Consider the following 24,603-nt stretch of genomic DNA (forward strand, 5'->3'; position numbering starts at 1 on the left):
ATTATTTTTTTATTTTAGATATTAAACACTTTAATTTTGCATACAGCAGCAAAACACGGATGAGCCGGCACTGGGAGCGGTTCCCTGGTGTTTCTATTTTGGAAAGAAGCTGTTTTGTTTCCCGGGAGCTCTGCGATATCTCGCTGAATCTTCTAAGGTAGCAAAGAGCAGTGAATTTATAGTACAACAGAGGCGGAACCAATACTGTTCTTTCCGATGGGATCATGGAATGCTCGATAGCTTTAAGACCTTCATTGCAATATTGATCCACCTTTTTGTAGTGCTCAGTTTTTTCTCCTTTTTCCACCGCATTTTCTGACATTTGCCAGTGCAGCTTTGCAAGCAAAGTGTAGTTCAGGGAAACCAGTACATGATTTTTCAGTTTAAGCTGGTTTAAAACGATATCTAATGATTTGTGAAGCTGCCGGGCGGCTTCTTTGGCGCACTCCTGACCGGTACAGCTGCTATAGTACCAACCGAGACCATTTGACGCAAAGGCAATATCGGGATGAGGCGTTTTGCCGTATAATTCCGTAAGTAAAGCTGCTGCCTCTTCAAGCGATCTTAAAGTATCTTCGTTACTCTCAGACAGCTCGATCTGAAGGCGTCCAAGATTGACTTTTGCATGTGCATAAGCAGGTACTTTTGTCAGAGATGATTCCGTAATATCTCGATACTGCTTCTCTGCGGCAGTATAATCTCCTTTTTGATACAGGATATGTCCTTTGATGTTGCCAAGCTCCATCTGATACTCAAGTATTTCTTCTTCTGATAACCCCTCCTTTTTCATATTTTCGAGCTGTGCGGCTGCTTCTTTTGCTGCCTGCTCACACATGGCTGCAATTTCAAGATCTTCATACAGGTATGCTTCTGTCAGCCGGAAATGGAAATAGCGTATGGGAAAACAAGCTTTTAGCATTGCGGCGGGAGGTTTTATGCTGTCCAACATCTGCCGGACATACGGATAATCCCTTTTTGTTTCGTATAAAGATGCAAGAGCCAGAGAAGCGGATAGATGAAGCTCCTCACTGTAAGCGCTGTTATCTGCAACCTGTTTCAGATATTGCTGCGCAGTATTAAGATTACCGATGCGAAGGTGATATTCGCCGCATATGACATACAGAGAGCCTGTGGTCTCTGCGTTGGTAAAACGAATATCACTGAAATTTGAGAGAAGCCAGTGAGTATGCATAATGGCGTCTCTGTGCTGAAAAAGGGCATATGAGCCGGGAACAACGGACAATAATTCATCCTGCAGCATCCTGGACAGTTTTTTCAGGTAGGTATGTTTGGCATCCCGGGGAAATACCCGGCTTATGTTACTCTGAGTCATCTGGTTTATTGACATAGAGGAACTATATTCTTTATCGACCAGAGAAAAGCTGCGGATAATCCTCATTCCGTCATTAAAGCGCTCGCGTGTAAATCCGGTCAACTGCATCAAATATGGCGCCTGGATATAGTCGGGATTCAGGATAGAACACCAGTACAGCAGGCAAAGCGCATCTTTATATTGCTGATCTACTTTGGCGTGTTCCTGCAGATGGAGATAGATTTTTTGAAACACGTCCCATATTCCGTTTTTTTTTCCGCCTGAACAATTTCATGGAAATAGTGCTCAATATCTTCGCCTGTTTCCGTGATATAAGAAACAGCCTGATTCAGCTGCAGCGGATTCCCGCCGCAATAATGATTTAATTGAGACAAAATATCTATATCCAATTTACTCTGCAGATCAGGATTCCTGTTTATAAAAAGATGATATGCTTCTGTATCCGAGAGACCGCGGAGACTGATAACATGCATACCGGCTTTGAACAGATTGCTGCGGCGGGTGGTGATCAGATAGCGTCCCGATTCCGGAAGCGATGCAATGTAATCAAAAATCTCATCATCTGCTGCATTATCGAAAACGACAAGATAATGGCTCCTTTGACGGAGTGCCTCAGAAAACAGAGCACGGTAATCTCTTGGTATAATTCGGACGGTATCAGAAAACAGGCTGCCGTTCCATTTTAGGAAATCATAGAGACTCTGCTGAAAATTTTCTTCGGTGGTACAGTTCAGGAAAATGATATCCTCCTGTGCAGCCTCGCGGCAATGACGGAGAGCAAGGTGAGTCTTGCCGATCCCGTTTGCTCCGCTGAGTATGACAAATGGAGATCTGGAAAATGCATCCGTAATTTGCTGTAATTCCGAATCGCGTCCAATGGTTCCGATGAGCTGTGTAAAAATTCCTTCCGGCAAATAAGAGTGGCAAAAGCGGACCCCGGCAAGTTCTGCCAGCTCATGCAGGATCTGATAAAACCCGGAATAGTCATTGCCTTTTACGGTATACCAGATTGGTTTTACGCCAAGCTTCCATACCCTTTTCTGCTCAGCGATAAACAGGGCTTCATCAGTGGGGGCTTCCAGTATGGCATAATGGCAGATGTTAGGCTCACGTTTAAATAAATTTTCTAAAAGACCAACAACTTTATCTGATCTCAGGCTTGCGCCAATAAACAGCAGCATCTTATATTTAAGGAAAACAGAAAATAATTCCATGAAAGAATCGTCTGTGTCCCTGTACAGGGCATCATATTGCTCCTGTGTCAGTACCCAGGAATCTTTTTTATCTATATCACCGTGAATCTTCCAGAGACATGGCGCTGACTGTACCATGCGGTCCTGGATAAAGCCGACTTCTTTTGACAGACCTACTGTGAGCGCGGTGCCGCTTCTTCGGTATAGCCATTCCAGTACCTGATCCAGATTTGTTGTAATTATGGGACCGTGGAAAAGACGCGGTAACTCAAAAACTGCCGGATTTAATTTGTCCGGAGAGATTTTCCGGCTGTCAAAAATAGTTTGTGTCTTATCAAAAAAAGCCCTTCCATATTCCTCCTGGAGAAATTGAAGAACTGCCTCATAATTGCAGACCGGCTTTCCGAGCTGCTCCTGTACATAAGCACAAGTCTTTTCGTCGCCCGGTTCAATCAGGCATTCAATATATTTTGGCCATGTAGGAAATATGGCAGCAGAAATGCCGGCACCGAAAAAAGGGATGACCTGCTCCCTGCGAATTTTTTGTGCAAGATCTCGTAAATTTTCTTTATTATTGTAATTAAAATCCATCTGTTTCCTCTGACACGTTTTTAGTATAAACTAACTGTGGGCATTGAATTTCTTTACATTTTATATTTATTATAAAGCGTACTGTTACAAAATGCCTACCAAATAAGGTAGCAGCGGCATAAAAGTATTTTAAGTCTATAAAAGTTTAATAAAGGCTAAAGTATGGAAATATATGCCAATTATCCGTAAGATAAAAGAAAATTTTTACAAAGGAGAGGTGCATTATGAAAGATAAGATCGAAGATCTGCTCTATAGTGTGGGAGCATTCCAGCATTATAAAGGATATTCTTATTTTGTGCAGGCGGTAGATCTGGCAGCGAAAGAGCCGGATCGTCTGACAGATGTATGCAAGGAAATCTACGCGCCCATTGCAGAGAAAAATCATACGACTGTTTCAAATGTAAATAAAAATATCCGTACGCTTCGCGACCGTTTCTGGGAAAACGGAGGCAAAGAACGGCTTATTGAATGGACAGGCTGCGCTGCATGGGAAGAGCAAAAGCCGTATCCGAAGGAATTTATCGGAATTATGGTCCGTCTTTTGGAAGACGAGGCGAAAACGGATTGAGCAGGAGAATGACAATACGGGGAAAAAGAAGCTAGCGGCAGAGTTGTGGTGATAAATACAATTTTGCCGCTTTTCTTTACGCAAATTCCGCTGCTCACCTTTTAAATAGATTTCTTATTCGTTAAAACAATAGTATCATATGATATTTAAAATGTCAAGTAATTGATAAAAATATTTCAAAACAAAAAGTTACGATTCATATCAAGCCTGCAAAGCTGAAATAATATCTGGCGACATAACGCTGTGTGAAAATATTTTTTTGTGTGGAAAACCGTCATATCCTGTGGTATAATGCTTTCGAAATAGTTTATGGAAAACACAGAAGGGAAGTGCTGGCTATGAAAATGCTGTCTGTTGTTTTGCCGGCATACAACGAAGAAAAAATGATCGTCCGGGCTGCGCAGGAGGTAGGAAAGGTGCTGGAGAACGCCCGGATTTCTTATGAGCTGGTATTTGTGGACGATGGTTCGAAGGATGCGACCTGGAGACAGATCGAGGAGACTGCGAAAGAAAACCCGCATATCACGGGGGTTCATTTTTCGCGGAATTTTGGAAAAGAGGCGGCGATGTTTGCCGGGCTTGCCAACGCAAAGGGAGACTGCTGCGTTGTGATGGACTGCGACCTTCAGCATCCGCCGGAAACATTGGTGGAGATGTACCGTCTCTGGGAGCAGGGCTACGAGGTCGTGGAGGGCGTGAAGCGGACACGCGGAAAAGAGAGCGCGCTGCACAGGGCGAGCGCGGGAATGTTTTATAAGATTATCTCCAAGGCAGTGGGGATCGATATGTCACGCGCGTCAGATTTTAAGCTGATGGACCGGCGGGCAGTGGACGCGATCCTGGAGATGCCGGAGCGCAATGCATTTTTCCGGGCATTGTCCTCCTGGGTTGGTTTTCGTTCGGCTTCGGTGGAGTTTGATGTACAGGAGCGCACGGAAGGGGAGTCAAAGTGGTCAACCGGGGCGCTGATCAGGTATGCTGTTACGAATATTGTGGCATTTTCTTCCGCACCCATGCAGTTTGTTACCTTTGCCGGAATCGGGGTATTTCTACTCGGTATCATACTGGGGATACAGACCCTGGTGAAGTATTTCATGGGACATGCAGTGGAAGGCTTTACGACGGTGATCCTTCTTATTTTATTTATAGGAAGCATTATTATGATAAGCCTTGGTATTATTGGATACTATATATCCAAGATTTATGAGGAAGTAAAGGGCAGACCGCGCTATTTGATTTCCAGGAAAATTGATAGCCGGATAGAAAAGTAAGACGGATATGTTTGGAGGAAGAAACATGAAAGTTTTTGTGACAGGCGTCGGCGGACAGCTTGGTCATGATGTGATGAATGAGCTGGCGAAGCGCGGACATGCAGGTATCGGAAGCGATATCACACCGCAGTACAGCGGAATTGCAGATGGCAGCGCGGTGACGAAGATGCCGTATGAGCAGCTTGATATTACTGATGCGGCGGCAGTGGAGACGGCGCTTGCCGGGGCGGCACCGGATGCGGTGGTGCACTGCGCGGCATGGACGGCGGTCGATCTGGCGGAGGACGACGACAAGGTTGAGAAGGTGCGGCTGGTAAATGCGGCGGGGACGGCAAATATTGCCCGCGTGTGCAGGAAGCTGGACTGCAAAATGCTGTATCTTTCCACGGATTATGTGTTCGACGGACAGGGGACAAAGCCCTGGGAGCCGGACTGCAGGGATTACAGGCCGCTGAATGTTTACGGGCAGACGAAGCTTGAAGGCGAGCTTGCTGTGGCGGAGCAGCTACAGAAGTATTTTATTGTCCGCATCGCCTGGGTATTTGGAGTGAATGGAAAGAATTTTATCCGCACGATGCTGAATCTCGGCAAAAAATGCGATACGATCCGTGTGGTGAACGACCAGATCGGCACGCCGACCTATACCTTTGATCTTGCAAGGCTGCTGGTGGATATGATCGAGACGGAGAAATACGGCTATTATCATGCGACAAATGAGGGCGGTTATATCAGCTGGTATGATTTTACGAAGGAAATTTTCCGCCAGGCGGAGGCGATGGGACACGATGAGTACAGCGAGGAGCGAGTGAAGGTGTGCCCGGTGACGACAGAGGAATACGGCGTGTCAAAGGCGAAGCGCCCGTTCAATTCCCGGCTGGATAAGAGCAAGCTAAAAGAAAATGGCTTTACGCCGCTTCCTTCCTGGCAGGACGCCCTGCAGCGCTATCTGCAGGCAATCGAGATATGATGAGTCGGGGAGAAATGCGTTAGTACGAAAAAGGCGCAGGGGACGCAGAGAAGAACAGGAAGCATTAAAAACGGAGGAAAATCATGAGAACGTATCTTGTTACCGGGGGCGCAGGCTTTATCGGTTCCAATTATATTCATTATATGTTTAAGAAATATGACAACGAAATCCGCATTATCAACGTAGACTGCCTGACATACGCGGGCAATCTGGAGAATCTGCGTGATGTGGAGAAGCGTGAAAATTATACGTTTGTAAAGGCGGATATCACGGACAGCGCGGCGATCACAAAGATTTTCGAGGAAAATGATATCGACCGCGTGGTACATTTTGCGGCGGAGAGCCATGTCGACCGCAGCATTAAAAATCCGGAGGTGTTTGTGCGCACAAATGTGCTCGGCACGCTGGTGATGCTGAACGCGGCGAAGGCGGCATGGGAGCTGCCGGACGGAAGCTTCAGGCCAGACAAGAAGTTCCTGCATGTTTCCACGGATGAGGTGTACGGTTCTCTGGAGAACGAAGGGGAATATTTCTATGAGACAACGCCCTACGATCCGCACAGCCCCTACTCTGCGAGCAAGGCATCTTCAGATATGCTGGTGAAATCCTACATGGATACGTACAAATTCCCGGCAAACATCACAAATTGCAGCAACAATTATGGACCGTATCAGTTTCCGGAGAAGCTGATCCCGCTGATCATCAACAATGCGCTGCAGGGAAAGAAGCTTCCTGTTTATGGAGACGGCAAAAATGTGCGCGACTGGCTGTACGTGGAGGATCACGCAAAGGGGATCGACATGGTGCAGGAGAAGGGGCGCCTTTTTGAGACGTACAATATCGGCGGTCACAATGAAAAACAGAATATCGAGATCATCCATATTATTTTGGATACATTGCAGGAGATGCTGCCGGAGGGCGATCCGCGCAAAGCGCTTGTGAGCGAGGATCTGATCACTTATGTCACCGACCGCAAGGGGCATGACCGCCGCTATGCGATCGCGCCGGACAAGATCCGCAGCGAGCTTGGCTGGGAACCGGAGACGATGTTTGAGGATGGCATTCGCCGGACGATCCAGTGGTTCTTTGAAAACGAAGAGTGGATGAAGAATGTTACCAGCGGAGACTACCAGAAATATTATGACGAGATGTACTCGAACGCAAATCCGTAAGTGAGAGGGCGTTCGGGGAGTACCGGGAGGGAGTAAAATATGAAGGGAATTATTCTTGCGGGCGGCAGCGGCACGCGCCTTTATCCGCTCACAAAAGCAATTTCAAAACAGATCATGCCGGTTTACGATAAGCCGATGATTTACTATCCGCTGTCCACGCTGATGCTTGCGGGCATCCGGGAGATTCTGATCATCTCCACACCGCGGGATATCAAAGTGTTTGAAGAGCTGTTCGGGACAGGCGAGCAGCTGGGACTTTCGTTCAGCTACGCCATCCAGGAGGAGCCGCGCGGGCTGGCGGACGCCTTTATAATAGGAAGAGAGTTCATCGGAAATGACCGGGTGGCGCTCGTTCTTGGCGATAACATTTTCTATGGTCAGAGCTTTTCGCGTGTGCTGCAGACGGTAGCGGCGCGCGAGACGGGAGCGACCATTTTCGGCTATTATGTGCGCGATCCGCGGGCGTACGGTGTGGTAGAGTTTGATGAAAGCGGAAAAGCACTTTCTATCGAGGAAAAGCCGGAGCATCCGAAGAGCAATTATGCGGTTCCGGGGCTTTATTTCTATGATAATGACGTGGTGGAGATCGCGAAGAATGTAAAACCGAGCGCGCGCGGAGAGCTCGAGATCACCAGCGTGAACAACGAATATCTTCGCCGCGGTACTTTGCAGGTGGAGACGCTCGGACGGGGGTTCGCGTGGCTGGATACCGGAAACCACGATTCTCTGCTTGATGCCGCGGATTTTGTGGCGGCGTTTCAGAAGCGGCAGGGGTTATACATTTCCTGCATTGAGGAGATTGCTTTCAAGAGGGGCTTTATCTCAAAAGAGCAGCTTTTAAAGCTGGCGGAGCCGCTTTTGAAAACACCTTACGGACAGTATCTGATGGAAGTGGCGCAGGGCCTGTAGCCGGAATGTCACCTTTGGGGATGAAAGAGATGGGCTTTGGGAATCAGAAAGCCTGGCGGTATGAATGTATATGCAGAAACACAGGATTAAGGAATAGGACAATGGGCAAGATAACAGTAGAAACATGTGAGATAGAAGGCTTAAAGGTCATCACACCGACGGTTTTCGGGGATGAGCGCGGCTATTTTATGGAAACCTATAATTACAACGACTATAAGGCAGCCGGCATTGATATGGAATTTGTGCAGGATAATCAGTCCGCCTCGAAGAAGGGCGTTCTGCGCGGACTGCATTTTCAGATCAATTTTCCGCAGGACAAGCTGGTGCGGGTGGTTTCCGGCGAGGTGTTTGACGTGGCGGTCGATCTGCGTCCGGGGTCTGCAACCTATGGAAAATGGCACGGCGAGCTTCTTTCCGCCGAAAATAAAAAGCAATTTTTCATACCGAAAAATTTTGCGCACGGCTTTCTGGTGCTTTCGGATTATGCGGAGTTTGCTTATAAATGTACAGACTTTTACCACCCGAACGACGAGGGCGGTCTTATGTGGAACGATCCCGACATCGGCGTTGCCTGGCCGATACCGGAGGGGATGGAGCTGACGATTTCGGAAAAAGACTGGAAGTGGGGCGGCATCCGGGAATACACCAAAGCACGGGAGTGATATATTGAAGAAACAGGAATTGCTGATAAAGGAAATCTATCAGAGCCGCAGGCTGATTGCTTCTCTTGCGAAGAATGACTTTAAGAAACGGTATGCAGGCTCCTATCTTGGCACGATTTGGGCGTTTATCCAGCCGCTTGTCACGGTCTGCGTCTACTGGTTTGTGTTTGGGCTGGCGCTTCGCAACGGAGCGGAACGCAGCGTGCCGTTTGTACTCTGGCTGATGGCGGGGCTGGTGCCGTGGTTCTTTTTCCAGGAAGGGCTGATGGGCGGCACGAACGCACTGCTGGAATATAATTATCTGGTGAAAAAAGTAGTGTTTAACATTCGGATACTGCCGTTGGTGAAGGTGCTGTCGGCAGTGTTTGTGCATGTATTTTTTATACTGGTGGTAATTGTCATTTACCTCCTTATGGGTTATCCGCCGACATGGTACACTTTGCAGATCGCATATTACAGCTTCAGCCTGTTTATGCTGGTGCTCGGACTCACTTATTTTACCAGTTCGGTGGTGGTGTTTTTCCGTGACCTCGGTCAGATCATCAACATCGCGCTGCAGGTCGGAATCTGGGCAACGCCGATCATGTGGGCGTTTGAGGACCTTGGGCTTGACGGAATTATTGTGAAGCTGTTTAAGCTGAATCCGCTTTTCTATATCGTACAGGGCTTCCGGGATTCTCTGATCGATCATGTCGGCTTCTGGCAGCATCCGCTGCTGACGGTTTATTTCTGGCTGTTTACGCTGGCGGTATTTTATTTCGGGTTAAAGCTGTTCAGGAAACTTCAGGTGCATTTCGCAGATGTGCTGTAAATGCAGGAAAAAGAAAGCTCCCGTTTCACCGGAAAAAGACGGCGGATACCGGGAAAGGCGCAGTATGTCAGGGAAGCGTGACTGTGAGGAAAATGAATTCTGCGGCGATGCGAAGAACGCGGAAAGGGAAAGGCGAATGAGCGAATTTGCGATTCAGGTGAAAAATCTGACGAAGATTTACAAACTATACAATAAGCCCTCCGACCGTCTGAAGGAAGTGCTTGGCTTTAAGGTTGACGCACAGGATCACTATGCGCTGCGGGACGTCTCCTTTGATGTGAAGCGTGGCGAGACTGTGGGCATTATCGGGACGAACGGTTCCGGGAAATCGACGATACTGAAAATTATTACCGGCGTGCTGAATTCCACGCAGGGTGAGGTGGCGGTGGACGGCAGGATTTCCGCGCTTCTGGAGCTTGGAGCGGGGTTCAATATGGAGTATTCCGGTATTGAAAACATTTATCTGAACGGCACCATGATGGGCTTTTCAAAGGAAGAGATAGACGCGAAGCTTTCGGATATTCTGGAATTTGCGGATATCGGCGACTTTGTCCATCAGCCGGTGAAATCATATTCCAGCGGTATGTTTGTACGGCTGGCGTTTGCCGTTGCGATCAATATCGACCCGGAAATCCTGATCGTGGATGAGGCGCTTTCCGTGGGCGATGTGTTTTTTCAGGCGAAGTGTTACCGGAAATTCGAGGAATTTAAGGAGCAGGGACGAACCATCTTGTTTGTCAGCCACGATCTGAGCAGCATCGGGAAATATTGCGACCGCGTGGTGCTTTTAAATAAAGGGACAAAGCTTGCCGAGGGCGGCGCCAAGGAGATGGTGAATCTCTACCGGCGTGTGCTGGTGAACCAGGTGGAGGATACCGCGCAGGGCGGATCCGGGCAGGAGAAGCAGCTTCCGGGGAAAAAGCAGAAGGAATATCTGCATCTGAATCCGAAGGTGCTGGAATATGGAAACGGCATTGCCTCCATTGTGGATTTCTGCATCTACGATCACGAGGGCAGGGCGAGCGGCACCATCGAGAAGGGCGAGGAATTCCAGGTGATGATGAAGGTGCAGTACCAGGGGGACGTTTCGGAGCCGGTTTACGCGTTTACCATCAAGGATCTGAAGGGAACTGAGCTGACCGGCACAAACACGATGTATGAAAAGATACCGGTGAAGCCGCAGAAAAGCGGCGATGAGCAGACCATCACATTTACGCAGAAAATGCCGCTGGAGGCGGGGGAATATATGCTGTGCCTGGGATGCACGGGATATCACCAGGGGGAATTTACCGTTTTCCACCGGCTATACGACGTGTGTAATCTGACGGTGATCACGGACAAGAAGGCGGTCGGCTATTTTGATCTGTTTTCGGAGGTTACGGTGACGGGCGGAAAGTAGAAAACGAAACCAACACATTTGCGGGGGATTTTTATGGCAGAGTTTAATTTAACATATTATAAGGACGAGGATCGGTATTCGGACGGCAACATTGAGGAGGTCATGCTGGATATGGCAAAGCGGGGGATTTCCTACGAGGAGCTTCCGCGGGAGGACGTCAGCTTTCCGATCATCTATCATTTTTCCGCGATGCGCGAGAACATTCTGAACTGGTATCCGTTTAAGGAGGATGCGAGCATTCTGGATATCGGGGCGGGCTGCGGCGCGATCACCGGGCTTCTTTGCCGCCGGGCAAAAAAGGTGGTGGTTGCCGAGCTGTCGAAGCGGCGGGCATCGATTAATTATGAGCGCAACAAACAATATGAGAATCTCTGTATCATGGTGGGCAATTTAAACGATATGGAGTTTACCGAAAAGTTTGACTACGTTGTGCTGAACGGCGTTTTAGAATATGCGATGAGCTTTACGGAGGGCGACACGCCGTATGAGACGTTTCTGGAGAATATGGGGCGGTTCTTAAAGGAGGACGGCCGTTTTCTGATCGCGATTGAAAACCGGCTGGGACTGAAATATTTTGCGGGCGCGCCGGAGGATCACACCGACCGCTATTTCCTGGGGCTTGAGAATTATCCGGGCGTGGACAGCGTGCGCACGTTCAGCAAAAAGGAATTAAAGGAGCTTCTGGAAAGAAGCGGCTTCCCCTGCACGAAATTTTACTATCCGTACCCGGATTATAAATTCCCAAAGGAAATTTTTACCGATGAAACACTGGCGGCAAACGGCTTTGGCAAACCGTACCGCTCGCTCGATGGGAAGCGCATCCCGCTGTTTAACGAGAGTGAAGCGGCACATTCCCTGGCGGCGGAGGGAGTTGCCGATATTTTTTCCAATTCGTTTCTGGTGGAAGCCGGACGCGTGGAGAAAAAGACGGCGGAGGAAATTCTGTATGTGAAGAGCAGCAGCGAGCGCAGAAAGGAATTTCAGATTCTGACGAAAATTGTCCGCAGGGACGGCGAGAGAAAAATCCGCAAGGAGCCGCTGTGCGCGGAAGCGCAGCCGCATGTGCGCCGGATGATCGAAAACGGGGCGGTACGTTACGGCACGGACTACGAGAATCTGCCCGCGAAGGAGGCGGACGGTGCGCTGGAGTACGCGTTTGTCGAGGGGCGGACGATGTTTGACCAGATACAGGCGCTTGCGGACCGCGGCGACACGGAAGGAATTGTGCGCCTTCTGCGCGAATTCCGGGAAACCTGCTTTGCAAATCAGTTTGAAACGGAGGAATATGCGGACGGGAAGTTTTTGGAGCTGTTCGGAAGCGCCGGAAAAGCGGGCAGATGCGCCTGCGTGCGCCCGGCGAACCTCGATCTTATCTGTGATAATGTTTATCTGGAAAAGGACCGGAGGCTGGTGATCGACTACGAGTGGATTTTCGATACGGCAGTTCCGACGGACTTTATTATGTGGCGTCTGCTGAATGATCTGTACACGAAGCTCCCGCAGCTTCATAAGCTTTTTGCAAAAAAGACGCTGATGGATATTTTCGGCATCAGCCGGGAGGATGAGGATATCTACCGGAAATGGTCACTTTATTTTGTGTACCGCTATGTTGGTGCAGACCCGCTTGATAAATATGCGAAGCCGGAGATCGATTTTTCGCTGGAGAGGGTCTACCAGTATTACCATAAGGAAAGCCCGGTGGAGTGTAAGCTTTACTATGATACCGGAAAGGGTTTCAATGAGGAGGAAATCCTGCCGCAGACGCTGACCTTAAAAAACAATCGTTTCCGCATTGCCTTTGATTTAAAGCAGATTAAGAACATCAAAAAATTGCGGTGGGATCCGATGGAAGAACGCTGCTGGTGCATCATCGACCGCGTGCAGAGCAATTGCGCGGTGCGCCTTGTACCGCTTGGCAATTTCAGGCAGGAGGATAACTGCGTGATCTTCCCGCAGGACGATCCCAACTTTGCGGTGGAGGTCTTTGACGCCGGCGAGGTGGAGACGCTGATCATCGAGGGAAGATGCGCCCGTCTGACGGGAGCAGAGATGCCGGAGCAGGTGCGTGCCGTTCCGGAAAAGGCGCCCGCGCGTCTGGCAAAGAAGCTGTCTGCAAAGCGCAGACCGGCAGGGCAGAAGGCGCCTGCGCTGCGTATGCCCAAAATCCAGCCGGACGGCATCAGAAATCAGCTGAAGAAGGTGAAACGGGCAGCCTATAAGATTCCGGGACTGTGCAAGGTGTCCGGTCATGTGGACATGTTTTCGTTTGAGAAGCATGTGCTTTGCATGGGCGGCTGGGTGTTCGACCACCGCTACAAGATGCGCAACCCGCGGATCGTGTATTACGATCAGCACAAAAAGGCTGCGGAGCGCTCTTTCCATATGGTATACCGCTACGATGTTGCCGCTGCCCTGCAGAATCCCGACGCGTCCATGAGCGGCTTTGAGGCGAAGATCCGCATCTTTTCACCGCGCGACATCCGCGTGTTTATGGAGTACGACACGCCGGACGGCACCAAGCGCTATCCGATCGGCGTCGTGAAGGGAAGCAAGTCGCTGCCTGCTGACAGCGAGGTGGAGATCTCGGAGATCGTGGAGGCGGAGCAGCTCGGTGATCTGCAGTTCCTGAAAGAGAAAAAGCTGACGGATACCTTTGAGATCCCGCGAAAGGTAAAAGAGACGACGGTGGACATCATCATTCCGGTCTACAACGGCTATGATTATCTGGACACGCTGTTTGCGAGCCTGCGGCGTACAGAAATGCCCTACCGTCTGCTGATCGTGAACGACTGCAGCCCGGATGAGCGCGTGCTGCCGTATCTGAAGGATTACGTAAACGGGCACCCGGAGGCGGTGCTGCTCAATAATGAAAAAAATGTTGGATTTGTCCGTTCCGTAAACCGCGCGTTAAAGCGCGCGGAGCATCATGTGGTGCTGCTGAACACGGACGTGGAGGTACCGGCGTACTGGCTGGAGCGTCTGATGCTGCCGATCATCTGCGACAAAAAGGTGGCGACGACGACGCCGTTCACCAACAGCGGAACCATCTGCAGCTTCCCGAAGTTCTGTGAGAACAATGACCTGTTTGAAAACATGCCGCTCTGGATGATCGACCAGGCGTTTGCGCAGATCGTCCCGTCCTATCCGGTGATGCCGACGGGCGTTGGCTTCTGCATGGGCATGAATTTAAATGTTATTAAGAAGATCGGGTTCCTCGACGCAAAGACCTTCGGCAAGGGCTATGGTGAGGAAAACGACTGGTGCCGCCGGGCGGCGGACGCCGGTTATCACAATGTGCAGGCGGATAATCTGTTTGTGTACCACAAACACGGCGGAAGCTTCCTCTCGGAGGAAAAGAAAGCGCTGCTTGAGAAAAACTCACAGGCGCTGCTCGCAAAGCACCCGGATTACAACCAGGTGGTGTCCTCCTACTGCTGTAAGGATCCGATGTCGAAAACGCGCCGTCTTGCGATGCTGAAGCTTTTGAATTTAAATATCGACGCAAAGGCGATCGTCGCCTTCGACCATAATCTCGGCGGCGGGGCGACCGCGTATCTGGAGACGAAGCGCAAGGAGGCGCTGCAGAGCGGCTGCCGCTTTATCATCGTGCGCTTTACCGGTATGTACCTGGTGGAGTACAGCTATAAGCAGTATCAGATCCAGTTTGTCTCGGAGAATCTGAAGGATGTCTGGGCGGTGATCGGCAGAGTGGACGAAATCTGGATCAACGAGCTGGTGACGGTGCCGAAGCTCTACGATCTGATGGAGGAGCTGCTGCGCCGGAAGGAGATGAACGGCGCCAAAATGCGGATGCTGTTCCACGATTATTATGCGATCTGCCCGGCAATTAACCTGGTGGATGAAAACGGAGCGTACTGCGGAGCTGCCGGTGCGGGGCGCTGCAACGAGTGCCTTGCCCGGCATGAGCAGAACGCTTATCTGGAATACGAAAGCGCGGAAAAATGGCGCGCAAACTGGGAGCGGTTTCTGAAAGGCTGCGAGGAGGTGCGGGTATTTTCCGGCGCTTCCCAAAAGCTTTTAGAGAAGGTATATCCGACGCTCGACAACATCCGGCTGGTTCCGCACAAGCCGCACGTTATGCCGCCGCTTCATAAGACGGGAAAGACCGGGAAAACCTTAAATATCGGTTTTGTTGGCGCGATGGACTACAAGAAGGGGCTGCAGGTGGTGCAGCGCCTGGCTGCGGAGATCAAAAAGCAGAAATGCGATATCCGCCTCTGTCTGATCGGCTACACCGGCGATGAGGGTGAAAATAAGATTTTTAAAGAAACCGGAAAATACCGGCGCGAGCAGCTTCCGCGTCTGGTGCTGGAGAATGATATCGACCTGTTCTTCATTCCGGCCGTGTGGCCGGAGACCTTTTCCTACACGACGTCGGAGATCATGGCGATGAACATGCCGCTGGCAGTATTCGATATCGGCGCGCCGGCGGAGCGCGTGAAGGACTATGCGCGCGGGGCGGTGCTTCCGCTTGGTGCGTCTCCGGCGGAAATCCTGGAGAGCTTAAAGGCGCTTGCAAAGCGGTGCGGCATTTTTGAGCAGCCGGTGAAGCGCAGAAAGGTACTGTTCCTGATGGAGCTGGAGTCCTATGCGACGCGTTACCGGATCGAGCATTTCCGCGAGCAGCTTGCCGTCGCCGGGTATGCGTCCGACTGCCTGGAGCTTGAGAAGGATCTGAAGGTCGACCTGAAGGGCTATTCCAGCGTGGTGCTGTACCGTCTGACGGATATAGCGTTTACGGAAAAGCTGGCAGCGCAGGCGAGAGCGCTTTCGGTGCCGGTGTATTACGATATCGACGATCTGGTGTTTGATTATGATAAAATTTCTTATCTGGAATTTTTAAAGGGAAGAGATTATCAGAATTTCCGCCAGATGACGCAGCAGGTTCACCGCTGCATGGAGCTGAGCGACGGCTTTATCACCTCCACGGAGACGCTGGCGGAGGAATTGCGTGCGGAATTCCCGGAAAAGCCGGTCACGGTGCGGAGGAATGTGTGCAGCATGGAGATGCAGATCTTATCCGCGGAGGCTTACGAGAACCGCACGGAAGAGGGAGAAATCGTCCGCATCGGTTATTTCAGCGGCTCGCACACGCATGACAGGGATTTTGCCGTGGTGGAGGAGCTGCTGGTGGAAATTATGCAGAAATATCCGAACGTGCATCTGGTGATGGGCGGTGTGTTCGACACGGTGCGCTTTGACAGCTACCAGGAGCGCATCACAAAGCTGCCGTTTATGGACTGGCAGAAACTGCCGGAAGCGATCGCGAACACTGACATCAATCTGATGCCGCTGGAGGATACGCGCTTCCATGCGTGCAAGTCGGAAAATAAATGGATGGAGGCGGCGCTGGTGCATGTGCCGAGCATCCTGAGCGCAAATGAGGAAATGCGCCGCGTCATCAAAGACGGCGAGGACGGCATTCTCTGTGCGGATGAGCAGCAGTGGCGCGAGGGGCTTACCCGCCTGATCGAGGATGGGGAGCTTCGCAGAACCATCGCGGAAAACGCGCACCGCACGGTGCTGGAGCGCTACACGACGGACGGCACCGGCAGGGCGGCGATAAAGCTGGTGCTGGGGTATCAGCAGCATATGGACAGATCTGAGAAGAACGACTGATCATGAAGGTACGAAATAGTTAGGAGTAATTTATGACGGAGACGGGAGCAAGCAAAAAGACGATCGCGCTGCTGGCGGCGGCGCTGCTGATATCCTGCGTGTTTATTTTCTGGCGGTTTATATTCGGGGATTATGTGCTCGCCTATACGGATGTGGGCGTGGACACGTACGACCAGTATCTGATGCATTACCAGACCATCATCAATCATCTGCGCGAGGGCAGCTTTTCCCTCTGGGATTTCAACAACGGCTACGGGATCAATATGTTTTCTTTAAATATGTTTGATCCGTTTCTGATGCTGCTCTACGCCTGCGGAGTGATATTCGGACCGGAGATGATCTATCAGCTTCTGGTCTACGTGCAGATTCTGCGCATCGTGCTTGCCGGGCTGGCGGTTTACGGATTTCTGTCCTGCTTTGCGCTGTCAGAGCGCAGCAAACTGATTGCTTCTTATATATATGCCCTCTGCGGTTACATGGTCGTCTGGGGGCAGCATTACCAGTTCGGGACGCTCATGGTGCTGCTGCCGCTGCTCCTGCTGGCGGCGGAGAAGGCGCTTGCAAAGCCGCGCTGGTATTTTGGGGTTACACTTTTGTGCGGCGTGTGCGCGATCAATGCGCTGTATTTCAGCTATATGCAGTTTATTGTGCTGGGCGTTTATTTTTTGTTCCGGATCTCCTGGAACGGAAGGCTTTTTTGCAAACAGGGATTTTTAAAGCTTGCGAAGGGTTACGGCTCCATGCTTCTTGGAATCGGTATCGGGCTTGTGAACCTGCTTCCGAGCGGCAGCGCGATCGTGAACGTTTCCGGCCGCGTGACGGCAAAGCCTCTGACGGAAAAGCTTCTGGACGCCGTCGGCTTTTATGGGCTGAATTTTTATAAGACGCTGTTCAAAAAATTCTTCTCGGGCAATCTGGAGGGGATCACAGACTACAGCGGCTACGCAAATTATTATGAGGCTCCAAACGTCTTTTTCTCGGCGCTGTTTATCATCGCGGCGGTCTGCTTTGCCTGGATGATCCTGCGCGGGCTTCTTTACAGCAAAAAGCAGAGGGTGCTGATTTTACTGGCGATGCTCGCCTGTGGTTTCACCATCGCCCTGCCGATGGGCGGGCTGATCTTTAACGGCTTTGCCTACCCGTTTTCGCGGCACACCTTTGTATGTATGCCGTTTTTCGCTTTGCTGACAGCGGCGTTCCTTGAAGAGGTTCTGGAAAAAAGAAGGCTCTGCGTGCCGCTGTTTGCGCTGACGTCAGCGGCGGTGCTCATCCAGTATCTGCGCGTACACGTGCCGGGCGGAGAGTACCTGCCGAGGGTATTGACCATCGCGGCAGCCGGGATTGTGCTCTGCCTGTTTCTGGCAGCGCGTGTGAAAAAAGAAAGCGTGCAGCAGGCGGCGGTGGGAGGTCTCTTCCTCTGTGTTGCCGCAACGATGTGCACGGATGCCTGGTATTCTTACAATGAGCGGGCGATCGTGGAGAAAGCGCCAAGCGAATATTTTGATGAGATGTACGCTGAGGATATCTCTGATGCGCTCACCTGGCTGGCGGAGACGGACGACTCCTTCTACCGTGTGGAGAAGGATTACACGATCGGCAGCCGCATTTCCAGCCTGAATGCGCTGGCGCAGAATTATATGCCGGTCAGCACCTACAATTCCTCGCTGAATGTCAATCTGCGGGAATTTGTGGAGAAGCTGTGGCCGAACCTGAACATCACCGATAACGCCCATTTTAACTACGCGAATGCGGTGTACGACGGCGCACAGGCATCGCTTAGTCATGTAAAATATATTTTGTCGAAGAACGACGCGCTGGACGTGGACGGCTATGAGTTGCTGCGGCAGTTTGGCGATATTTACGTTTACCGCAATTCCGGCACGGAGGAGCTTGGAAAATTTTATACGAAAGCGGTGAGCAGCGCTGATTTTGAGGAATGCGCCGACAGCCTTGATCGCGAAAAGCTGCTGACGCAGGCGGTCATCTGTGACACGGCAGATGATCTGACGGAGACGGACGGCGCTCTGCTTGCAAAGTGCGCACAGCGGGAGCTGCCGCTGGAGGTTACAGCGGAAAAGACGGAGCAGGGCGTAAAGGTAACGCTTCCGGCGCACGGGGATACCGTCCGGCTGGAGCTCGACATTCAATTTACGAACGGGATTTCCTACGTGTACATTCAGTACGGCGCGTACGATACCATGGTGCGGGCGGAAAACAAAACGATGCATGTAGAGCTGAATATCCCGGAGAGCGTCGATACAGTGGAGATCACCTATCCGCTGCCGTTTGACGAATTTGTCACGCTGGAAAATCTGGCAGTATATGAGACGGAAAACTATGATTTTTCCGCACTCAGCGAGGGCATTTCCTTTTCGGCGCCAGGGAAGGACAGCGTGGTGAACGGCACGGCGAACGTGACGGAAAAAGGCATCCTGCTTTTGCCGATTCCCTATGAGGACGGCTGGACTGCTCTGGTGGACGGCGAGGAAACGGAAATACAGCGGGTGGATTATGGCTTCTGCGGCGTTGTGCTGGAGCCGGGAGAGCATGAGATCACAATGACCTATCACTGCCCGGGATTTGCTGCGGGCGCGGCGGGAAGCCTTTTCTTCCTGGCGCTGACGGCGGCAATCTGGATGGGTCTTGGTTTATACGCGAAAAGGAAAGCAGGGAAAGATGGAAGCACTCAAAAAGCTGAAATGGTATAATGTCAAAAAAGGACTGCGCTATCTGAAGCACTTCGGCGTAAAGGAATTTCTGATCCGTCTGCAGGAGCGCATGGAGCCGGAGGAGGTTCCCTACGGTCCCTGGTATGAGGCGTATCGCCCGACGGAGAGCGCTCTGGCGGCGCAGCGCAGAAAAAAATTTAAAAATTCGTGGAAATTCAGCATTGCGGTTCCGGCATATGAGACGCCGGAGACGTTTTTGCGGGAGATGATAAAATCTGTGCAGGGCCAGACCTACGATAACTGGGAGCTTTGCATTGTGAATGCCAGCCCGGAAAATGACGTGATGCGGCGCGTGCTTGCGGAGTATTCTCAAAAAGACGCCCGCATCCGTGTGAAGGAGCTTGCGGAAAATAAGGGCATCGCCGGAAATACAAACGAGGCGCTCGCTATGGCGTCCGGCGATTTTGTGGGCCTGCTGGATCATGACGATCTGCTGGCGCCGAACGCACTCTTTGAGGCGGCGAAGGCGCTGGAGCAGGAGCCGTCGATCGACGTGCTCTACACGGATGAGGACAAGGTGGACACTGACGGGAAAAAGCATTTTAAGCCGAACCTGAAGCCGGATTTCAACCTCGACCTTTTGCGCTCTAATAATTATATCTGCCACTTTTTTATGGTGAGAAGAACGCTTGCGGAGCAGGCGGGAGGATTTTCGGGTGAATATGACGGCGCGCAGGATTATGATTTTATCCTGCGCTGTACGGATATGGCGAAAAACATCCATCATATTCCGGAGATCCTTTACCACTGGCGGACGCACGAGGCGTCCACTGCGGACAATCCGATCAGCAAGCTGTATGCCTACGAAGCAGGAAAGCGCGCGATCGAGGCGCACCTTACGCGGCGGGGGCAGGCAGGAGAAGTTTCGCTGAAAAAGGATCTTGGCTTTTATCGCGTGAAGTATCCGGTGCAGGGAAATCCGCTGGTATCCGTCATCATCCCTAACAAGGATGAGGCGGAATCCCTGAAGCTCTGCATCGAATCTCTCCGAAGGACAGTCTCCTGGGGAAATTATGAGATCATCATTGTGGAGAATAACAGCACGGGCCCGGAGATTTTTTCGTACTACAGGGAGCTTGCGAAGGATGCGCGCATCCGGATCGTTCGCTGGAAATCTGCATTTAATTATTCCGCGATCAACAACTATGGTGTAAAATATGCAAAGGGAGAATACCTTTTGTTTCTGAATAACGATATCGAGGCACTGGAGGAGGGCTGGTTTACGGAAATGCTCGGCGTCTGCCAGCGTCCGGAGGTGGGGGCTGTCGGCGCGAAGCTGCTGTACCCGGACGGCACCATCCAGCACGCTGGCACGGTCATCGGCATCGGCGGTATTGCCGGGCATATGTTTGTGAACATGCCGGGCGGGCGCAGCGGCTATCTGCACAAGGCGTCGCTTATGCTGGATTACAGCGCGGTGACGGCAGCCTGCATGATGATGAAGCGCAGCCTGTTTGAGCAGCTTGGCGGCTTCGAGGAGCGGCTTTCGGTGGCGTTCAACGACGTCGATCTCTGTCTGCGGGCGAACGAGGCAGGGAATCTGGTGGTCTACGATCCTTACGCCTGCTTGCGCCACTACGAGTCGAAGAGCCGCGGGGCAGAGGATTCGCCGGAAAAGGTGCGGCGATTCCAGGAGGAAATCGAATTTATGCGCACCCGCTGGGAAAAGCTTTTAAAGGCGGGCGACCCGTATTACAATAAAAATCTGTCGCTGTCCAAGTGGAATTATTCCCTGCGGGCGGACAGGAAAAGGGGGAGGAATACAAATGATTGATTTTAACAGAGCGCCGTTTACCGGAAAGGAAACCGAGTATATGGAGCAGGCGATCAAGAGCGGAAAGATGTGCGGCGACGGCCCGTTTACGAAGAAATGTGCAAAATGGATCTGCGATACGTACCACGTTAATCACACCCTGCTGACGACCTCCTGCACACATGCGCTGGAAATGTCGGCGTACCTTGCGGATATTCAGCCGGGCGATGAGGTGATCATGCCGTCCTACACCTTCTGCTCGACGGCGGACGCCTTTGTGCTGCGCGGAGCGAAGATCGTGTTTGTCGACATCCGTCCGGATACCATGAATATCGACGAGCGGCTGATCGAGGCGGCAATTACTGAAAAAACGAGGGCGATCGTGCCCGTTCATTACGCCGGGGTTGCCTGCGCGATGGATGAGATCCTGGCGATCGCGAAAAAGCATGACCTGAAGGTGGTGGAGGACGCCGCCCAGGGCATGAACGCTTATTATAAGGGGAAACCGCTCGGTACCATCGGGGATTTCGGCTGCTACAGCTTCCACGAGACGAAAAATTACACGATGGGAGAGGGCGGCGCGCTGCTTTTCCAGGATGAGAGATACCAGGAAAAGGCGGAGATCCTGCGCGAGAAGGGCACCGACCGCAGCAAATTTTTCCGCGGTCAGGTAGACAAGTACACCTGGGTGGATTTCGGCTCATCCTACCTTCCGAGCGACTTAAACGCGGCCTACCTTTACGCGCAGCTTGAGATTGCCGATGAGATCAACAGCAAGCGCCTGCAGATTTACAATTATTACCATGAGGCGCTGGCGCCGCTGGAGGAAAAAGGGGTGCTTACGCGTCCGTTTGTGCCCGATTATGCAACGCACAATGCACATATGTATTATGTGAAGCTCGCTGACCTGGAGGCGCGGACCCGCTTTATCAGTTATCTGCGCGAGCACGGTATCTGGGCGGTGTTCCACTATGTACCGCTGCACTCGGCGGCTGCCGGGCGGAAATTCGGGCGCTTTTCCGGAGAGGACGTGTACACCACGAAAGAAAGCGAGCGTCTCGTGCGTCTGCCGATGTACTATAATCTGGAGATGGAGCAGGTGGAGTACATTGCGGACACAATTCTGAAATATCAGAACTGGTAGGAGAGAAAGATGGATGTATCTGTCATAATTCCCAATTACAATGGGAAAGAATATATAAGAGATTGTCTCGACAGCCTGCTTGCGCAGGGGAGCGGCAAGCTTCCCGTGATCGTGGTGGACAATGCCTCGACGGACGGAAGCCGGGAGATCATCGAGAGGGAGTACCCGATGGTCAGATTGATTTTGCTAAAGAAAAACTATGGATTTTCCAGGGCGGTCAACGAGGGCATCCGGGCGGCGGATACGGAGTTTGTGATCCTGCTCAACAATGACACGCGGGTGGCTGCCGGATTTGCGGCGGAGCTTCTGCACGCGATCCGAAAGGATGAAAAAATCTTTTCCTGCCAGGCACAGATGCGGCAGATGGACCGGCCGGAGCTTATCGACAACGCCGGAGATTTCTACTGCGCGCTCGGCTGGGCGGTCACGCGCGGGAAGGGACAGAAATGTGACCGTTATGCGGGGGAGGACCGGATCTTTTCCTCCTGCGCGGGTGCGGCGATCTACCGGAAGCATATTTTTGAGGAGATCGGCTATTTTGACGAGAAGCATTTTGCCTACCTGGAGGATGTCGATGTCTGCTACCGCGCCAAAATCGCCGGGTATGAAAACCGCTACGCGCCGCGCTCGGTCGTCTATCATAAAGGAAGCGCCTCCACAGGCTCGCGCTACAACCGCTTTAAGGTGGGAAGCGCGGCGAGGAACAATCTGTATCTTATTTATAAAAATATGCCGCTCTGGCAGATCTGGCTCAATCTGCCGCTGCTTTTGTCAGGGACGCTCGTCAAGCTTTTGTTTTTCACGGCGAAGGGGATGGGCGGCACCTATCTGAAAGGGCTGTGGCAGGGCATCCTGCTGGCGCGTGAGGGCGAAAAAGTGCCGTATCTGGCGGAGAATTTTGACAATTGCTGGCGGATACAGCTCGAACTGTGGAGAAATTTAAGGAAAATAAAAATGTAAACGTAATAATTTTACAATCGACAGTTGCAATTTTGAAGTCAGCAGTGTATGATTATAAAAGTATGGATAGCATAAGGGGTGAACCAGATTGATTAAAGACAATCAAAAGTATTTTAATCGACTGCATGTTCTGATAGATGCCCTGATTGTGATCGGCAGTTATCTGCTGGCATGGTTCCTTCAGATAAAGATACTGACTGCGCCGGGTACCGGTGTGTATTCCGACGAAGTCTATATGTTGGTTTTGCTTCCGCTGGTTCCGGGAATGCTGCTTTTGTACTCCGCATTCAACCTGTATACACCCAAGAGAGTGCAGGGGAGACGGCTGGAATACGGCAATGTCATAAAAGCCAATCTGCTCGGGCTTCTGATTTTCCTGGCGATGACGATGGCTGTCAAGAAAATCGACTTCTCGCGCGGCGTTGTATTCACGTTTTTTGCGCTGAATGTCACGGCGGATATCATAGCGCGCGTGATCATACGCGGTCTGCTGCGGGATATGCGCAGAAGAGGCATGAATCTGAAGCATATCCTTCTGGTCGGATACGGACAGGCTGCCAGGGAATACATCGACCGTATTCTGGAAAATCCGCAGTGGGGTTATCGGGTGCTTGGCATTCTCGACGATAATTCCGAGCGCTCGACCGTTTACCGGGGGATCCGTATTATCGGAAGGACAGAAGAGCTTGTGGAGCTCATGAAGGTAAATACACTCGATGAAATCGCGATCACACTGGGGCTGAGCGAGTATTACAAGCTGGAGCGTATTGTTGCGCAGTGTGAAAAATCAGGTGTGCATACAAAGTTTATACCGGATTATGGAAATATTATTCCAACGAAGCCCTATACGGAGGATCTGATGGGGCTTCCGGTTATTAATATCCGTTATGTGCCTCTGTCCAACACGTTCAACGCGATCGTAAAGAGGACGGTGGACATTGTCGGATCGCTTGTATGTCTTGTTTTATTTTCACCGGTTATGCTGGTGACGGCTGTTCTGATCAAGCTGACGTCTCCGGGCCCGCTGATCTTTAAGCAGGAGCGCGTCGGGCTGCATAATCAGCCGTTTATTATGTATAAATTCCGCTCGATGGAAGTGCAGAAGGCAAATGCGGAGCAAAAAGGATGGACGACGCGCCACGATCCGCGTGTGACCGGGATCGGAAAATTTATCCGAAGAACGAGTATTGACGAGTTTCCGCAGCTTATCAATGTGCTGAAGGGCGAGATGAGCCTGATCGGACCGCGCCCGGAACGCCCGCAGTTTGTGGAGAAATTCCGCGAGGAAATACCGCGGTATATGATCAAGCACCAGGTGCGTCCCGGCATGACCGGATGGGCGCAGGTGAACGGATACCGCGGAGACACCTCCATCAGAAAGCGTATCGAATATGACTTATATTACATTGAAAACTGGACGCTGGGGCTGGACATCAAGATCCTGTTTCTGACGGTTTTCAAAGGTTTTGTAAATAAAAATGCTTACTAAATTTTCCAGGA

General features: G+C 51.3%; 16 protein-coding genes. 14 read left to right on the forward strand and 2 right to left on the reverse strand.

All coding sequences use genetic code 11. The features are described from left to right. Position 1 precedes the first annotated feature (1 nt). On the reverse strand, positions 2-1,567 hold the full coding sequence (locus tag ACLU9Q_RS14035) for a tetratricopeptide repeat protein (RefSeq protein WP_296906285.1): 1,566 nt from the start codon (positions 1,565-1,567) through the stop codon (positions 2-4). Beyond that, on the reverse strand, positions 1,522-3,117 hold the full coding sequence (locus ACLU9Q_RS14040) for an SIR2 family protein (RefSeq protein ID WP_296906287.1): 1,596 nt from the start codon (positions 3,115-3,117) through the stop codon (positions 1,522-1,524). Before ACLU9Q_RS14040 ends, ACLU9Q_RS14035 begins: the two co-directional genes overlap by 46 nt. Before the next feature lie 224 nt (positions 3,118-3,341). On the opposite strand from ACLU9Q_RS14040, the gene ACLU9Q_RS14045 reads away from it, so the two are divergent. The 14 genes from ACLU9Q_RS14045 to ACLU9Q_RS14110 all read left to right on the forward strand — a co-directional run bounded on the left by ACLU9Q_RS14045 (position 3,342) and on the right by ACLU9Q_RS14110 (position 24,592). Continuing rightward, complete coding sequence (locus ACLU9Q_RS14045; protein WP_296841229.1) at positions 3,342-3,686, forward strand: sporulation initiation factor Spo0A C-terminal domain-containing protein; 345 nt, start codon at positions 3,342-3,344, stop codon at positions 3,684-3,686. Between the two features lie 338 nt (positions 3,687-4,024). Then, on the forward strand, positions 4,025-4,957 hold the full coding sequence (locus ACLU9Q_RS14050; RefSeq protein WP_296841227.1) for a glycosyltransferase family 2 protein: 933 nt from the start codon (positions 4,025-4,027) through the stop codon (positions 4,955-4,957). 25 nt (positions 4,958-4,982) lie between these two features. Further along, positions 4,983-5,924, forward strand: a complete 942-nt coding sequence (gene rfbD, locus ACLU9Q_RS14055; RefSeq protein ID WP_302592365.1) for a dTDP-4-dehydrorhamnose reductase — start codon at positions 4,983-4,985, stop codon at positions 5,922-5,924. 83 nt (positions 5,925-6,007) lie between these two features. Next, positions 6,008-7,096, forward strand: coding sequence for a dTDP-glucose 4,6-dehydratase (rfbB, locus tag ACLU9Q_RS14060; protein ID WP_296834566.1), 1,089 nt, complete (start codon positions 6,008-6,010; stop codon positions 7,094-7,096). Positions 7,097-7,135: 39 nt separating this feature from the next. After that, on the forward strand, positions 7,136-8,005 hold the full coding sequence (gene rfbA, locus ACLU9Q_RS14065) for a glucose-1-phosphate thymidylyltransferase RfbA (protein WP_296834564.1): 870 nt from the start codon (positions 7,136-7,138) through the stop codon (positions 8,003-8,005). Between the two features lie 101 nt (positions 8,006-8,106). Further along, on the forward strand, positions 8,107-8,667 hold the full coding sequence (gene rfbC / locus ACLU9Q_RS14070) for a dTDP-4-dehydrorhamnose 3,5-epimerase (protein WP_296834561.1): 561 nt from the start codon (positions 8,107-8,109) through the stop codon (positions 8,665-8,667). Positions 8,668-8,671: 4 nt separating this feature from the next. Then, on the forward strand, positions 8,672-9,478 hold the full coding sequence (locus tag ACLU9Q_RS14075) for an ABC transporter permease (RefSeq protein WP_296834559.1): 807 nt from the start codon (positions 8,672-8,674) through the stop codon (positions 9,476-9,478). A gap of 136 nt (positions 9,479-9,614) precedes the next feature. After that, a complete protein-coding gene (locus tag ACLU9Q_RS14080) occupies positions 9,615-10,877 on the forward strand; it encodes an ABC transporter ATP-binding protein (RefSeq protein ID WP_296834573.1) in 1,263 nt (420 codons plus the stop codon). Between the two features lie 33 nt (positions 10,878-10,910). Next, positions 10,911-16,517, forward strand: coding sequence for a glycosyltransferase (locus ACLU9Q_RS14085; protein ID WP_412625502.1), 5,607 nt, complete (start codon positions 10,911-10,913; stop codon positions 16,515-16,517). Between the two features lie 32 nt (positions 16,518-16,549). Next, positions 16,550-19,225 (forward strand): YfhO family protein, encoded by a 2,676-nt coding sequence (locus ACLU9Q_RS14090; RefSeq protein ID WP_296834555.1) that lies wholly within the window; start codon positions 16,550-16,552, stop codon positions 19,223-19,225. Continuing rightward, positions 19,194-21,020: a glycosyltransferase family 2 protein gene (locus ACLU9Q_RS14095; protein ID WP_296834553.1), complete on the forward strand. Its 1,827-nt coding sequence runs from the start codon at positions 19,194-19,196 to the stop codon at positions 21,018-21,020. Before ACLU9Q_RS14090 ends, ACLU9Q_RS14095 begins: the two co-directional genes overlap by 32 nt. Continuing rightward, a complete protein-coding gene (rffA, locus tag ACLU9Q_RS14100) occupies positions 21,013-22,143 on the forward strand; it encodes a dTDP-4-amino-4,6-dideoxygalactose transaminase (RefSeq protein ID WP_296834551.1) in 1,131 nt (376 codons plus the stop codon). The genes ACLU9Q_RS14095 and rffA overlap by 8 nt, the downstream gene beginning before the upstream one ends. Positions 22,144-22,152: 9 nt before the next feature. Then, positions 22,153-23,103 (forward strand): glycosyltransferase family 2 protein, encoded by a 951-nt coding sequence (locus tag ACLU9Q_RS14105; protein ID WP_298514223.1) that lies wholly within the window; start codon positions 22,153-22,155, stop codon positions 23,101-23,103. Positions 23,104-23,191: 88 nt separating this feature from the next. Next, on the forward strand, positions 23,192-24,592 hold the full coding sequence (locus tag ACLU9Q_RS14110; RefSeq protein ID WP_296834547.1) for an undecaprenyl-phosphate glucose phosphotransferase: 1,401 nt from the start codon (positions 23,192-23,194) through the stop codon (positions 24,590-24,592). The last annotated feature ends 11 nt before the right edge of the window (positions 24,593-24,603 follow it).

This window comes from Marvinbryantia sp., assembly GCF_047017445.1.
In the GTDB taxonomy this organism is placed as follows: domain Bacteria; phylum Bacillota; class Clostridia; order Lachnospirales; family Lachnospiraceae; genus Marvinbryantia.

What these genes read in the sequence shown, in the direction of transcription:
- ACLU9Q_RS14080 (WP_296834573.1), top strand. Translation starts at nt 9,615, where the DNA reads ATGAGCGAATTTGCGATTCAGGTGAAAAATCTGACGAAGATTTACAAA.
- ACLU9Q_RS14045 (WP_296841229.1), top strand. Translation starts at nt 3,342, where the DNA reads ATGAAAGATAAGATCGAAGATCTGCTCTATAGTGTGGGAGCATTCCAG.
- ACLU9Q_RS14105 (WP_298514223.1), top strand. Translation starts at nt 22,153, where the DNA reads ATGGATGTATCTGTCATAATTCCCAATTACAATGGGAAAGAATATATA.
- ACLU9Q_RS14095 (WP_296834553.1), top strand. Translation starts at nt 19,194, where the DNA reads ATGGAAGCACTCAAAAAGCTGAAATGGTATAATGTCAAAAAAGGACTG.
- rfbC (WP_296834561.1), top strand. Translation starts at nt 8,107, where the DNA reads ATGGGCAAGATAACAGTAGAAACATGTGAGATAGAAGGCTTAAAGGTC.
- ACLU9Q_RS14040 (WP_296906287.1), bottom strand. Translation starts at nt 3,117, where the DNA reads ATGGATTTTAATTACAATAATAAAGAAAATTTACGAGATCTTGCACAA.
- ACLU9Q_RS14090 (WP_296834555.1), top strand. Translation starts at nt 16,550, where the DNA reads ATGACGGAGACGGGAGCAAGCAAAAAGACGATCGCGCTGCTGGCGGCG.
- ACLU9Q_RS14050 (WP_296841227.1), top strand. Translation starts at nt 4,025, where the DNA reads ATGAAAATGCTGTCTGTTGTTTTGCCGGCATACAACGAAGAAAAAATG.
- rffA (WP_296834551.1), top strand. Translation starts at nt 21,013, where the DNA reads ATGATTGATTTTAACAGAGCGCCGTTTACCGGAAAGGAAACCGAGTAT.
- ACLU9Q_RS14085 (WP_412625502.1), top strand. Translation starts at nt 10,911, where the DNA reads ATGGCAGAGTTTAATTTAACATATTATAAGGACGAGGATCGGTATTCG.
- rfbD (WP_302592365.1), top strand. Translation starts at nt 4,983, where the DNA reads ATGAAAGTTTTTGTGACAGGCGTCGGCGGACAGCTTGGTCATGATGTG.
- rfbB (WP_296834566.1), top strand. Translation starts at nt 6,008, where the DNA reads ATGAGAACGTATCTTGTTACCGGGGGCGCAGGCTTTATCGGTTCCAAT.
- rfbA (WP_296834564.1), top strand. Translation starts at nt 7,136, where the DNA reads ATGAAGGGAATTATTCTTGCGGGCGGCAGCGGCACGCGCCTTTATCCG.